The sequence below is a fragment of the Psychrobacter glaciei genome (genome assembly GCF_014652895.1).
Taxonomy (GTDB): domain Bacteria; phylum Pseudomonadota; class Gammaproteobacteria; order Pseudomonadales; family Moraxellaceae; genus Psychrobacter; species Psychrobacter glaciei.
On sequence record NZ_BMZR01000001.1, the window covers coordinates 1,108,589 to 1,122,643 of the forward strand.

Consider the following 14,055-nt stretch of genomic DNA (forward strand, 5'->3'; position numbering starts at 1 on the left):
TATCTCTCAGTTTGTATCGTTAATTTATTCATAAAGATAACTCTTCGGTTGTAAAACCCTCTGAATAATTTATGACGTCATTTTCTGCTGTCATACTCGAACGTGAGAAATTAGGATTGGCCTTTTCTGGGAAGGTTTATAGCAAGATTGCTCGGCCATGCTACGTCGGTATTGCTACGCACATAACCATTACCTGTCATGCCGCCCTTGAGTAGGCCTTTGTATTCTTTGGCTACCTCAACAGGTAACTTGATACGCACTTTAAACATGAGCTTTTCGCGCTCGTTCTGCGTTTCCACTGACTTGGGCGTAAATTGTGCTTGTGACGCAATAAACGATACTTTTGCTGGCCACACACTATCCAGACCATCCAGCACGACTCTCGCGTCATTACCGACTTGTAAGCCACTCATCTGCCCATTAGGTAAAAAAAGATTCATAGACACATCCTCTGTATCTAGCAGGCTGACCATTTTGCTGCCTGCTGCAATCACACTACCAACCTCAGCAATTCGGTATTCCACGCGGCCAGCTTTAGGGCTGCGTATCAACATATCGTCATTCATCGATGCGGCAGATTTTTCTTGAGCTTTGGCCTGATTGACGCCAGCATTTGCTTCCGCTACTTGAGCATCGATTTGTTGAACGGCTGCCTGCGCTTCTGCGTACGCTGCTCTAGCCGCTTGCACGACCGCAACCGCGCCATTGTATGCCGCTTGGCGTTTGGTCACTTCTGAGTCTGAAACCAAATCTTCGCGGCGCATCTTGCGGGCATTATCCAACTCCATTTTGGCTACTTTTTGCTGTTCAATCTGCGCATCAATTTGGGCGTTGGCACGCGCCATTGCCTGCTCTCCTTGCTTACGACCCGCCCGTGCCTGTGACACCATTTCATGTGCGCGCTGCTCGGTTGCCTGTGCCGCTACTAACTGACTTTCGCTTTGCGAGGAAGACAGCTTAACAAGCAGCTGATCGACATCGACATCTTCCCCTTCCGCCACCAGCATTTGCTCAACTCTGCCTGGATAAAGGCTAGCAATATCAAACCGCTCAAGCTCCAGCCTACCGTTTGAGCTTACTATTCCTAGTGGTAAGGCTTGTGCAAGTTGCTGCTGTTGCCAGTAATACCAACCGGCAGCAGCGGCCACGACAAGCAATAGAATCAAAACCCATGCTTTCTTCATAACGGTTCCTATATATTATTTATATGCGGAAATAAAACAGAAAATAACCAACCCATACGTCTTTTAACCGTATTAGGGCATGTCCTCAATTTAAAAATTTTAATGATTTTTTAGTATAGGGCGTGTTGAATATAGGAAATCAGATCAAGCACATCTCGTGTTGATCACGATGACTGGCAATATTGGCGCTGTGTGGGCACAAGACAATTTCTACACCAAGGCGGAATGGTGAGTGATTTATATAAGATGTTCGGCATACAGTGGATTCATCAGATATTGGGCCGATTAGGACACGACCTAGTAAGAAATACCAATAAATCCATAATTTTATTGTGGTTATGGTACTCGATACCACCTCAATACACCATCAGAAACTGCATTTATTTTGAGCATCTTATAATTCGTTTAATATAATTCTGCAAGTTTTTTGACCGACTCAGGATACTAGTTGTACAAACACTGCTGCCATAGCAAACATTTTTATCATGAGTTATCACAGTTATTTAACTGGTATAGATACATAAATATTTTTAATGATGGCCATTGAGCTAACAAAACCACAATATTCCATGCTAATATTGTGGTTTTTATATAGTAAATACTGTTTTTAAATATTCTTCAAGACCAAATCTATTTTGTTGCTTTCATATATTTCTCAATTAGAGAATAAAAGGTCGTCACCATGTCTGAAACAACGCATAATCCATCCGAGAAAAATCTAAACTTTACCGCACTCATTGCTCTTGTCGTAGGCTCTATGATAGGCGGTGGTATCTTTTCATTGCCGCAAAACATCGCTGAAACCGCAAGCCCTGGTGCCTCATTGATTGGCTGGGTAATCACTGGCGTTGGTATGCTGATGCTTGCCTTCGTGTTCCAAAATTTAGCACATCGTAAACCTGAGCTTGACAGTGGGGTCTATGCCTACGCACAGGCAGGTTTTGGTAACTATATGGGTTTCAACTCTGCATGGGGCTACTGGCTCTCTGCTTGGTTGGGTAACGTCAGTTACTATGTGCTGATATTTAGTACGCTGGGTTATTTTTTTAATGTGTTTGGAGATGGCAATACCCTGACTGCATTGGTGGGTGCCTCTGTATTATTGTGGGCATATAACTTCATGATTACTAAAGGTATCCAGACGGCTACCTCAGTCAATACGTTGATCACCATCGCCAAAGTGATACCGCTGTTCACCTTTATTGTCATTATTTTTACGGTCTTTAATATGGATCTTTTTAATAGCGACTTTTGGGGCAGAGAGACGGATCTAGGGTCAGTCCCTGATCAAGTTAAAAACATGATGATGGTGACGGTATGGGTATTTATTGGTATTGAAGGGGCCAGTGTGTATTCTGCACGTGCCAAAAAACGCTCTGATATTGGCAAAGCCACCGTATTGGGATTCATTTTTACGTTAGTACTATTAATGCTGGTTAACTTTTTAGCGATGGGTGTTAGATCACTCCCTGAGCTTGCAGCGATGAAAAACCCGTCGATGGCTTATTTGCTAGAGTATGCCGTTGGCCCGTGGGGCGCTACCTTTATCTCAGTAGGTTTGGTCGTCTCGCTGCTCGGTGGTTTATTGGCTTGGACGCTATTCTGTGCTGAAGTTTTGTTCGTTGCCGCCAAAGACGAAACCATGCCGAAGTTCTTTTATAAAACAAATGCCGTTGATGTGCCAGTAAATGCACTATTGGTGTCTTCTGCAGCGACACAATTATTCTTAGTCATCACCTACTTTAGTAAAAGCACTTATAACAATATTTTTTATCTGTCCACTTCCATGATTTTGATTCCCTATTTCTTTTCTGCTGCCTATGGATTTTTGGTGGCCTATCGCAAAGAGGGTTACAAAGCATCCGAGAGCGCCACAAAAGACATTATTATTGGGTTAACCGCGCTGTTTTATAGTATTTGGCTGTTGTATGCCGCTGGTATTCAGTACTTTTTACTATCCGCTTTATTGTATCTTCCTGGTGTGGTTCTCTATATAAAAGCACGCAGAGAGCACAAGTATCAGCTGTTCAATACAGCCGAAAAAGTGGTGCTTGCAGTCATTACTGTCAGTGCCATCTATGCAGCCTATGGCCTGTACAGCGGTACGTTAAGCTTGTAACGACCATACTAAATAAAGCGCTTTCATTTGTAATCACCAGAAAAATCCGTTCGTCGTAATTTTCATATCAGTTGCTTTTTTCAGATTGTTCGTCCTCTAAACAGTGGTGAGATACTTGCACCCAAACCGCATAAGGATACAAAAATGTCTGACAAGTCTTTAGGTGTTCATTCAGAAGTCGGTAAATTACATAAAGTTATGGTGTGCTCTCCAGGTCTTGCCCATCAAAGACTGACACCGCAAAACTGTGATGATTTATTGTTTGATGATGTCATGTGGGTGAGCAAGGCCAAAAGTGATCATTATGATATGGTCACGAAGATGCGAGATCGCGATATTGAGGTGGTTGAGATGCATCAACTGCTCGCACAAACCCTTGATAATAGTGATGCCATGCAGTGGATTATGGATCACAAAATCACTGACAATCATGTCGGTACTTTATTGGCGGGCGAAGTGAGAGATTGGTTGACCAAACTTGAGCACAAGAAACTGTCCTCATTTTTAATTGGTGGTGTCACCACTGAAGAGTTACCGAATGATATTGGGGCGTCACTCAAAAAATTATCCGCACTTTCAGGTACGACTGAGTTTGTATTGCCACCACTGCCAAACACTCAGTTCCCTCGCGATTCTTCAAACTGGATATATGGCGGCGTGACGCTTAACCCGATGTACTGGCCCGCTCGCCAGCAAGAAACGCTCCTTATTTCTGCTATTTATAAATTTCATCCAGACTTTAAAGGCGCTGATTTCAAAATTTGGATGGATGACACTGAAGAAGATCTCAGTGGCTGTAGTTTAGAAGGTGGTGATGTCATGCCTATCGGCAACAAAACCGTGCTGATTGGTATGGGTGAGCGAACGTCACAACAAGCGATTACCAGACTGGCCAAAACTTTATTCATCGATGGTTCGGTTGACCATGTCATCGTAGCGGCCCTACCTAAGCAACGTTCTGCGATGCATTTGGACACCGTATTTACGTTTTGCGATATTGATTTGGTCAATGTGTTTCCAGCAGTGACAGATCATATTACGACTTTTCATATTCGTCCTGATGAAAGCAAGCCACACGGTATAGATGTGCGCGAAGATGACAGACATTTTTTGAAAGTGGTAGAAGAAGCCGCAAGGGTCGATAAATTAAGAGTGGTCGAGACAGGCGGCAATAGCTACGAAGTTGAGCGTGAGCAATGGGATGATGGTAATAATGTCCTTGCCCTTGAGCCAGGCGTTGTTATCTCTTATGACCGCAACACTTATACCAACACGTTACTGCGCAAACAAGGCATTGAAGTGATTACGATTCCAAGCTCCGAGCTGGGCCGTGGACGTGGTGGTGGTCACTGCATGACCTGTCCTATCATTCGCGATCCAGCTGATTGATAAATCGATACTTTATAGTCTTATTAATTACTCAAAGATCATTTGATCATATGAACCAATATAAAAAAACACCAAAAATTAAGGAACCATCATGAGTTTCAATCTTCACAACCGTGATCTGCTGAGTCTTATGCATCATAGTGAACGTGAGCTTACCTATCTTTTGGATATGGCTCGTGACCTCAAAAGAGCAAAATACTCAGGCACAGAACAAAAGCATCTTTTAGGCAAAAATATTGCGCTAATCTTTGAGAAAACCTCAACCCGCACTCGTTGTGCTTTTGAAGTAGCGGCATATGATCAGGGTGCCAATGTGACGTTTATTGGCCCAAACTCATCACAGATCGGCTACAAAGAAAGCATGAAAGACACCGCTCGTGTGTTGAGCCGTATGTATGATGCCATCGAGTATCGCGGGTTCGGTCAAGAGATTGTCAATGAGTTAGCAGAATATGCGGATATTCCTGTCTTTAATGGCCTAACGAATGAGTTTCATCCCACACAAATGCTAGCAGACGTAATGACCATGCGTGAGCATACCGACAAATCAATCCATCAGATTAAATATGCTTATTTTGGTGACGCACGTAATAACATGGGCCGCTCATTATATTTAATGGGCGCTAAGATGGGCATGGACGTACGCCTTTGTGCCCCTAAAGAGTTGTGGCCTGAAGCAGACTTTTTGGCCACTTGTGCAGACTTTGCCAAAGCATCAGGTGCGCGTCTTACCATCACCGATGATGTAAAAACGGCGGCAAAAGACGTTGATTTCGTTCATACCGACGTATGGGTATCGATGGGTGAGCCTATTGAGAGCTGGGCTGAGCGAATCGACGGACTAATGGCTTATCAAGTCAATATGGATCTGATAAAAGCCACTGGCAATCCAAAAGTGAAGTTTATGCATTGTTTACCCGCTTTTCATAATTCAGATACCGAGGTTGGTAAAAAAATCACTGAAAAATACCCACAGCTCGCAGATGGTATCGAAGTGACCGAAGAGGTATTTGAATCCCCTTACAACATCGCATTTGAGCAAGCCGAAAACCGTATGCATACGATTAAAGCCGTTCTGGTCTCTGCGCTTGGTAATATCTAATGTACAACATTAGCAACGCGTGCTACTGGGGCGTGCCCTCAATTCAATCGATAGTCATCTAAATAGGTTAAAAGTGGCTAAATCTTGCCAAACGGCGTCAAATAGCTGACTAATATCTCGATATTATCTGCGCTATTTTTCTTGTTTGACTGCCATTTATCTCATTTTTATCACTATTTTTGAAATGAAGACACGCCCTGATATGACGTTAACTGAAGACAATGCGTAGGGAAATATCATGAGGTTACTAATTGCCTTAGGTGGTAATGCTTTATTAAAACGTGGAGAGCCGCTATCTGCTCAAAACCAACGCCAAAACATTAAGACGGCCGTTGAACAAATCAGCAAGGTCACGGAGGGTAACAAGTTAGTTATTGCTCACGGTAATGGCCCGCAAGTCGGTTTGCTTGCGTTGCAAGGAGCGGCTTACACTGAAGTCGATACTTATCCATTAGACGTTTTGGGCGCAGAAACAGAAGGTATGATTGGCTACATCATCGAGCAAGAGCTTGGGAATGTCCTGCCGAGAGACTCATCCATTGCTACCCTACTCACTCAAGTAGAAGTCGACCGTAAAGACCCTGCTTTTAACAATCCAACCAAGCCTATTGGCCCTGTATACTCAAAAGAGGAAGCAGAAAAGCTAAGTGCGCAAAAAGGCTGGGTTGTTAAAGCCGATGGTCAATATTTTAGGCGAGTGGTTGCAAGCCCTAAGCCCAAAAAGATATTTGAGCTGAAACCCATACAGTGGCTGCTTGAAAAAGGTGCGATTGTGATCTGTGCAGGTGGTGGTGGTATACCAACGGCATTTGATGAAGATGGCTGTTTGCAAGGGGTCGAGGCAGTAATCGATAAAGATTTGTGTGCCTCGTTACTTGCCCGTAGCCTTGAATGTGAGTTATTGGTGATTGCCACGGATGTGGCGTATGTTTATACAGACTTTGGAACTGACAAACAACGAAGTATCTTGCAGGCGCATCCAGATGCTTTAAGTGAGCTTGATCTTCCTGCGGGCTCTATGGGACCAAAAGTTGCAGCGGCTTGCGAGTTTGCGCGTGCGACTGGAAACACCGCCATCATCGGCTCACTGACCAATATTGGTCAGACACTTGAAGGAGGTGGAGGTACTCGTGTTTCAACGGAGTACGAAGGCCTCACGTATGCCGCTGTATCTCCGAAAAATATATAGTAATTCCTCGATTTCATCCGTAGTTTTACGATATACAATATTTTTTGAGTTGTTCCTGAAATAACCGGTTTAGCGGCTCTGCAGGATATCTATCGGTCTGCCTTGCAGTAGATGGTGGCAACAATAACAGCACTTACCCTCCGCGTTACATGAAGAATAGGTCTGTCGATTCAAGCTTGGCTTTTACCATGACATTGCCAGGAAGTACTACTTGGAGTACCCACAATTCTAATAGTCCTGAATTCTGACCTATGCTATTAATCCCGTAAACATTAACTTTAGGAGAATGCTTATCTTGCCAAGCTGCAACTATAAATATAGCTTGTAGATAACCACTTATGAATAACTACTTATGAATCACCAAGCACTGCTATTCACTTTTATCTCACCATGGACTTGATAGAAAATCACTAACACATAGGTTACCGCCTATACCTCCTCTATCTTCCCCTCTTTTGTAATCTCCTCGATAATATTTTGACATCTAATAGTCGGCAGAGATGCCATTTTGATATTAGACCAGCCTTTAAGCACAATATAATAACGTAGGCATGAAGCCAATAATATCAACAACAACCTATTTAATCTTTTGATAATAAAAGGAGTTAATCGGCATTTGAACTATGCTGACAAAACTTGTAGCTGCGTAATTGATATCTCCCAAGCTTGTTTGTACGGATTTGACATTGACAGTATAAGTCACTTTTTAACCAGACACAGATGGTGCATAGAAAACCATAAAAACCATCATGGTGCGAAAAAAGTGCAATATCTCCTAAAAAGACCGATATTGGTGCGTTTATTTTGTATTTTGGAATGGCATAAATATTGAAGTATTAATAGCAGTTAGGAATGGTTTGTTAACTCGGCCTGCCAAGCTGCTACTTTATCTTTTTGGAGAAATACATGTCTTTATTGCCAACGCTTATCACTGCTACTCCTATAAGTACAAATTATCGTATCGACTCAAAACTCACATCACGTTTGTCTCTACTAGCAGTAGCTGTCGTAGGTAGCTTAAGCCTTATAGGTTGTCAGAAACCTGCGGAAACTAGTGCTGAAACCAATTCTACAGCCACAAAAACAGAAACAGCTGAGACGACTACTACCCCTGCGGCAGATGGTGACACCATCAAAGTTGGTATCTTGCATTCTTTATCTGGAACGATGGCCATCTCTGAAACCTCATTAAAAGATACTGCTCTCATGACCATTGATGAAATTAATGCCAATGGTGGTGTGTTGGGTAAGCAGCTAGAGCCAATCGTCGTAGATCCCGCTTCTGATTGGCCGTTATTCGCTGAAAAAGCACGTCAGCTATTAACTCAAGACAAAGTGGATGTCATATTTGGAGGTTGGACATCGGTGTCACGTAAGTCCGTGCTGCCTGTCGTTGAAGAGCTAAATGGCCTTATGTTTTACCCCGTGCAGTACGAGGGTCAAGAGCAGTCAAAAAATATTTTCTACACTGGGGCGGCACCTAACCAACAAGCTATTCCTGCCGTTGAATACTTAATGAGTCCAGAGGGTGGTAGTGCAGAACGCTTCGTTTTACTTGGGACCGATTATGTCTATCCTCGGACTACTAACCAGATACTGCGTGCGTTCTTAAAATCTAAAGGCATCGCTGAAACAGACATCATGGAAGAGTACACCCCTTTCGGTTTTAGCAACTATCAGACCATCGTGGGCAACATTAAAAGCTTCTCTACTGGTAAAAAGACGGCAGTTATCTCTACCATTAATGGGGATTCAAACGTACCCTTTTATCGTGAGCTTGCCAACCAAGGTATTAAAGCCTCTGACATCCCAGTCATGGCATTCTCAGTAGGAGAAGAAGAGCTTCGCGGTATCGATACCAGCTTATTGCAAGGGCATTTGGCGTCATGGAACTACTTTATGTCGGTTAAAAATCCTGTCAACAGCGGCTTCACTAAAAAGTATAAGAAATATGCGCTAGATCATAAGCTACCGAATGCTGAAAAGGTCGTGACCAATGATCCCATGGAAGCCACCTACGTGGGTATCAATATGTGGAAACAAGCAGTCGAAAAAGCAGGTACTACTAATGTCGATAAAGTGCGTATTAGTATGGGAGGTCAGACTTTTGACGCGCCATCAGGGTATACATTAAAAATGGATGAGGAAAACCATCACTTATGGAAGCCTGTCATGATCGGTCAAATCCGTGCCGATGGTCAGTTCGATGTGATCAGCAAAACGCCAAAAGTCATTCGTGCTGAGCCATGGAGTCAGTACATTCCTAAATAAGGTTGTGGTAACCCAAGCCTTAGTCCCTAACCCTTAGCCCCTTAATGGTATCAATACCAGCAACCCTTTAGCTCCTCTACTGATAAAACAGTTTTTCAGTAGAGGTTAGAGGAGTGTTGACTGCAAAAAAGGAACCATCATGTCACATTACTCTTCCTATTATAAAAGTGACGCGCAAGCCAATTATTCTAATAAGACTTTTATCATCGCCTTACTATCTTTACTCCTCCTCATTGCTATCACATCAGCTGCCCATGCTCACGAGACGCCAGTAGTACACAGCCATGGCGAGAAACTATCGACTAATACTGTGGCAGCGACATCCAATGCTGTAAGTGAAGAGACCTTACTTGCTCAAGACGACACCTTACTTGCTCAAAACAAGCAGTCTCTTACTACGCCTGCTGATCTTGCGGTAAGTAAAGGGGATGCTATCGAGCAGTTCGTTGCTGCTGACTTCACCAAGCGCCAAACCATGCTCAACCAGTGGCCGGGATCAGTTGAGAGTTTGGATACTTTAGTTGAGCTGATAAAAAACGATGAGCTATACCAAGGCAATGGTGGGCAAACTTATCTACTTAACAGCGAAGATGAGCTATTTACTTATCCTGCTAAGCAGCTGACCACCGAGTGGCCGAGTGACTTGGCGCAAGTGACTTTGACCAATACGCTACGCTCAGCCTTAGTCTTTGGACAAGCCAAGGTTAAGCTTGAGTCAAACGATCCTACGCAACGTGTGCAGGCAGTCGCCATCTTAGCGGACAATATCGAACAGCTAGATCCAGCACTCATAAGTACTGCTGCCACTAATGAGGAAGACGACGACGTCAAAACGGCGTTGAGTACTTTACAAGCGAGGATTGATTTTAGAGATGGCGACGTCACTACCCAAATTGCCGCGCTTACCGTGCTTGCTGATAGCGATAGTCCACAAGTCTTAGTTGATGTCAAAAAAGCATTGGCGGCAGATAATATCGATCCTGTGCTCAAATCTGCGCTGTTAGACGCTGAGGATAGTATTGAGCAGCGCATTACTATCAGTACTTGGATAGGTCATCTATTCACGGGGCTTAGTACGGCAAGTATCTTACTACTCGCGGCATTAGGGCTGGCCATTACCTTTGGGCTGCTTGGGGTCATCAATATGGCTCACGGTGAGCTCATTATGATTGGTGCTTACGCCACTTATATGGTGCAAAATCTCTTTCAGGCGTATTTTCCTAGTATGACTGGATGGTATCTGGTTGCTGCTATACCCGTCGCTTTCTTAGTCAGTGCCATTATCGGCATGATTATCGAACGAATCATTATTCGCCCGCTTTACGGTCGTGAGCTTGAAACCTTACTGGCAACTTTCGGTGTCAGTCTGATTCTTATGCAGTTGGTTCGGATGATATTTGGCGCGCAAAACGTCGAAGTCAGCAATGTCGACTGGTTGAGCGGTGCCTATCAAGTGTCCTCGAGCCTTGTGCTTCCCTTCAACCGTATCGCTATTATCGGCTTTACCATCATTATTCTTATGCTACTGGTGTACTTACTTAACAAGACTCGCTTTGGGTTGTTTGTGCGCGCTGTCACTCAAAACCGGCAAATGGCACGTGCAGTGGGTATCTCATCTGCTCGTATCGACATGTTGGCTTTTGGACTTGGCTCGGGTCTCGCAGGTCTCGCTGGCTGTGCCTTAGCGCAAGTAGGCAATGTCGGACCCGACTTAGGTCAAACTTATATTATTGATGCGTTCTTAGTCGTCGTGGTTGGCGGTGTTGGGCAAGTATGGGGCGCGGTCTTGGCATCTTTAGGTCTTGGTGTCAGTGGTACGGTGCTTGAAATCGGCATTGGTGCTGTGATGGCTAAGATTGTATTACTGGTTCTTGTGATTTTGTTTATTCAAAAACGTCCACAAGGTTTATTCGCCCTCAAAGGCCGTTTTGTGGATTAAGGAGAACCTCATGCGTTTGACTCAATTATTATCTGATTCCCCACGTAATGCCATTTTGATTGGTTTGTGTTTTTTAGTGCTACTGATACTGCCTTGGCTCCATCTATTACCCGAAACCTCTAGTTTTCACCTGTCTGCTTACTGGATAACTTTGATTGGCAAAATAATGGCGCTCGCCATGGTAGCACTGGCTTTAGACTTGGTCTGGGGCTATGCTGGCATTCTAAGCTTAGGTCATGGTCTTTATTTTGCGCTAGGAGGTTATGCCTTTGGCATGTACTTGACGCGTGAAACTGCTGGCACGGGCTTACCAGACTTTATGCGTTTCTTAAGTTGGACCGAGCTGCCGTGGTATTGGGCAGGCACTCAACATTTCTGGTGGGCGATGGCTCTAGTGGTATTAGTTCCCGGTTTGGTCGCTTTCATCTTTGGCTATTTTGCTTTTCGCTCAAAAATCAAAGGGGTTTATTTTTCGATTATTACTCAAGCCATGACCTATGCGGCAGCCTTATTATTCTTCCGTAACGAAACAGGCTTTGGTGGTAATAATGGCTTCACAGGTTTTACCACGCTACTAGGCTATGACATCACTGCCTCTTCAACGAGAGCTGTACTGTGTTTTACGACTGCTTTAGCGCTGCTACTGTCCTATCTTGGACTACGCTATCTGATGAGCCAGCCTTATGGGCGCGTGCTCGGTGCCATTCGTGATAGTGAAAATCGCTTGCAGTATTTAGGCTATCGCACGCTTTGGTACAAGCTTTCTGCTTGGGTATTGTCTGCAGTCATTGCTGGTATCGCTGGTGCTCTATATGTACCGCAAGTTGGCATCATTAATCCGGGCGAGATGAACCCAGTCAACTCTATCGAGATGGCAGTATGGGTAGCTGCGGGAGGCAGAGGTTCACTCATTGGTGCTATCGTAGGCGCAGGTGCAATCAATGCGATTAAGACTTATTTTACCGTCGCCTATCCGGAGTTTTGGTTGCTTATCCTAGGTGGATTATTTGTGGTGGTTACTTTATTTCTCCCTAACGGCATCATTGGCGTACTTGATCGTTTTAAAAAGGAAAAAGAATAATGTTAATAACTAATGCTGCTACTTCTAATGTTGCTACTTCCCAAAAAGTTAATAACGATGCGCTTGTTAAAAACAATCTTAGTATCAATAATCCAATGAAAAACTCTAAAAATACACCACACATAACGGTCGCAGAAAACACGCCTACCCGACCAGTCACTACTCTGACTGAAGATTACGGAGATAGCAGAGATAGCGGAGATAGCGGAGGCTTGGCGCATCCTGTTCCCAAATCAGGGCCGGATATGAGACATGGTATTGCGCTGTATTTAGAAGGCGTTAGCGTGTGGTTTGACTCGTTCCGTGCACTCAATGATCTATCTTTATACATTGAGGCAGGCGAGCTACGCTGCATCATCGGCCCTAATGGCGCAGGTAAGACGACATTAATGGATGTTATTACGGGCAAAACGCGTCCTACTAAAGGCAGTGCATTTTTCGGTCAAATACATAATTTAGCCAAACTATCTACCGAAGAAATCGCGGAAGCAGGCATTGGTCGTAAGTTTCAAAAACCTACCGTATTTGAGAAATTTACTGTACTTGATAACTTAATGCTGGCCGCGCCAAAGGATAAGCGAGTGTCAAAAAGCTGGTTTACTCGTATTGACGCAGAAATCCAAGATACGCTTGACTCAACGCTTGATCAAATACGCCTAAAAGATCTGATTAACAAGCCAGCAGGACTGTTATCTCATGGTCAAAAACAGTGGCTAGAGATTGGGATGTTGTTGATGCAAAGACCAAAGCTTATTTTGCTTGATGAACCAGTGGCAGGCATGACAGATGCCGAAACCGAACATACCGCTGAGTTATGTCTGCGCCTCAAAAAGAATCATACTTTAATCGTGGTTGAGCATGACATGACTTTCATTGATGCCATCAGTGAGACAGTAACGGTCTTAGCAAATGGCGCTATTTTGGCTGAAGGAACGTTGAGCGAAGTACAGAACAACGAGGCCGTTATTGAGACCTATTTAGGTCGATGATACATTCAGGTCGATAATAAATAGTAGCTCTTATACTTGGTTTAAAAAAGAATAAAGGTATTTATATGTTAGAAGTCAATGCCATAAATCAATATTACGGTGGCAGTCACATCTTACGTGATGTCACCCTCGCCGCCCCTGTAGGAGAATGTAGCGTGGTACTGGGTCGTAATGGCGTCGGTAAAACCACCTTGCTTAAATGCTTGATGGGTATCCTACCGATCAAATCAGGTGAAATTTTATTAAACGGTAAAGATATTAGTAAGATGACGCCCGAGCAGCGTGTACGCGCAGGACTCGCTTATGTACCGCAAGGACGCGATATCTTTTCCACCTTGACCGTTGAAGAAAACATTCTAATTGGTATGGCAAAATTCTCTCAACGAAAAGCAAGTAAAGTACCCAAACACTTATATGATATATTTCCCGTACTTGATGAGATGAAACATCGTCGCGGCGGCGATCTATCAGGCGGTCAACAGCAGCAGTTAGCTATTGCGCGTGCGCTTGCTTCTGAACCTCAAGTGCTGGTACTCGATGAGCCTACCGAAGGCATTCAGCCGTCAATTATTAAAGACATCGGTAGAGTCATTCGTAGTCTTGCTGATAAAGGCGATATGGCCATCATTTTGGTCGAGCAATTTTATGAGTTTGCAGAAGAACTTGCCGATAACTATACCGTGCTCTCTCGTGGACAAGTCGTTGCTCATGGATCTGGATGTGACATGGCAAAAAATAATATTCAAGAATTGGTGGCAATCTAAAAGGACACTTTCTAAAAGGAAACACAAT

The 14,055-nt window shown here is 43.9% G+C and carries 10 protein-coding genes; 9 read left to right on the plus strand and 1 reads right to left on the minus strand.

Translation table 11 applies throughout. From position 1 onward, the window contains the following. Positions 1 to 110 precede the first annotated feature (110 nt). Complete coding sequence (locus tag IE130_RS04505) at positions 111 to 1,184, minus strand: HlyD family secretion protein (RefSeq protein ID WP_189582247.1); 1,074 nt, start codon at positions 1,182 to 1,184, stop codon at positions 111 to 113. Between the two features lie 682 nt (positions 1,185 to 1,866). On the opposite strand from IE130_RS04505, the gene arcD reads away from it, so the two are divergent. From arcD to urtE, 9 genes are all read left to right on the plus strand, one after another. Further along, positions 1,867 to 3,303, plus strand: a complete 1,437-nt coding sequence (gene arcD / locus IE130_RS04510; RefSeq protein WP_189582250.1) for an arginine-ornithine antiporter — start codon at positions 1,867 to 1,869, stop codon at positions 3,301 to 3,303. A 144-nt stretch (positions 3,304 to 3,447) separates the two neighbouring features. Then, a complete protein-coding gene (gene arcA / locus IE130_RS04515) occupies positions 3,448 to 4,692 on the plus strand; it encodes an arginine deiminase (RefSeq protein WP_189582253.1) in 1,245 nt (414 codons plus the stop codon). Between the two features lie 91 nt (positions 4,693 to 4,783). Beyond that, complete coding sequence (locus IE130_RS04520; protein ID WP_189582256.1) at positions 4,784 to 5,794, plus strand: ornithine carbamoyltransferase; 1,011 nt, start codon at positions 4,784 to 4,786, stop codon at positions 5,792 to 5,794. Between the two features lie 238 nt (positions 5,795 to 6,032). After that, positions 6,033 to 6,983, plus strand: a complete 951-nt coding sequence (gene arcC / locus IE130_RS04525) for a carbamate kinase (protein ID WP_189582259.1) — start codon at positions 6,033 to 6,035, stop codon at positions 6,981 to 6,983. Between the two features lie 960 nt (positions 6,984 to 7,943). Continuing rightward, on the plus strand, positions 7,944 to 9,254 hold the full coding sequence (gene urtA / locus IE130_RS04530; protein ID WP_189582584.1) for an urea ABC transporter substrate-binding protein: 1,311 nt from the start codon (positions 7,944 to 7,946) through the stop codon (positions 9,252 to 9,254). Between the two features lie 139 nt (positions 9,255 to 9,393). Then, positions 9,394 to 11,193 carry an urea ABC transporter permease subunit UrtB gene (gene urtB / locus IE130_RS04535; protein WP_189582263.1) on the plus strand — a complete coding sequence of 600 codons (1,800 nt, stop codon included), beginning with the start codon at positions 9,394 to 9,396 and terminating at the stop codon, positions 11,191 to 11,193. A gap of 10 nt (positions 11,194 to 11,203) precedes the next feature. Next, the gene (gene urtC / locus IE130_RS04540) at positions 11,204 to 12,274 is read left to right on the plus strand and encodes an urea ABC transporter permease subunit UrtC (protein ID WP_010200558.1); all 1,071 of its coding nucleotides are present in this window, start codon (positions 11,204 to 11,206) and stop codon (positions 12,272 to 12,274) included. Then, positions 12,274 to 13,263, plus strand: a complete 990-nt coding sequence (gene urtD / locus IE130_RS04545) for an urea ABC transporter ATP-binding protein UrtD (protein ID WP_189582266.1) — start codon at positions 12,274 to 12,276, stop codon at positions 13,261 to 13,263. The genes urtC and urtD overlap by 1 nt, the downstream gene beginning before the upstream one ends. A gap of 65 nt (positions 13,264 to 13,328) precedes the next feature. Then, positions 13,329 to 14,027 carry an urea ABC transporter ATP-binding subunit UrtE gene (urtE, locus tag IE130_RS04550; protein WP_189582269.1) on the plus strand — a complete coding sequence of 233 codons (699 nt, stop codon included), beginning with the start codon at positions 13,329 to 13,331 and terminating at the stop codon, positions 14,025 to 14,027. The last annotated feature ends 28 nt before the right edge of the window (positions 14,028 to 14,055 follow it).

Excerpts from the sequence above, each read along its gene's own strand:
- IE130_RS04505 (WP_189582247.1), bottom strand. The coding sequence starts at position 1,184 with ATGAAGAAAGCATGGGTTTTGATTCTATTGCTTGTCGTGGCCGCTGCT.
- arcD (WP_189582250.1), top strand. The coding sequence starts at position 1,867 with ATGTCTGAAACAACGCATAATCCATCCGAGAAAAATCTAAACTTTACC.
- arcA (WP_189582253.1), top strand. The coding sequence starts at position 3,448 with ATGTCTGACAAGTCTTTAGGTGTTCATTCAGAAGTCGGTAAATTACAT.
- IE130_RS04520 (WP_189582256.1), top strand. The coding sequence starts at position 4,784 with ATGAGTTTCAATCTTCACAACCGTGATCTGCTGAGTCTTATGCATCAT.
- arcC (WP_189582259.1), top strand. The coding sequence starts at position 6,033 with ATGAGGTTACTAATTGCCTTAGGTGGTAATGCTTTATTAAAACGTGGA.
- urtB (WP_189582263.1), top strand. The coding sequence starts at position 9,394 with ATGTCACATTACTCTTCCTATTATAAAAGTGACGCGCAAGCCAATTAT.
- urtC (WP_010200558.1), top strand. The coding sequence starts at position 11,204 with ATGCGTTTGACTCAATTATTATCTGATTCCCCACGTAATGCCATTTTG.
- urtD (WP_189582266.1), top strand. The coding sequence starts at position 12,274 with ATGTTAATAACTAATGCTGCTACTTCTAATGTTGCTACTTCCCAAAAA.
- urtE (WP_189582269.1), top strand. The coding sequence starts at position 13,329 with ATGTTAGAAGTCAATGCCATAAATCAATATTACGGTGGCAGTCACATC.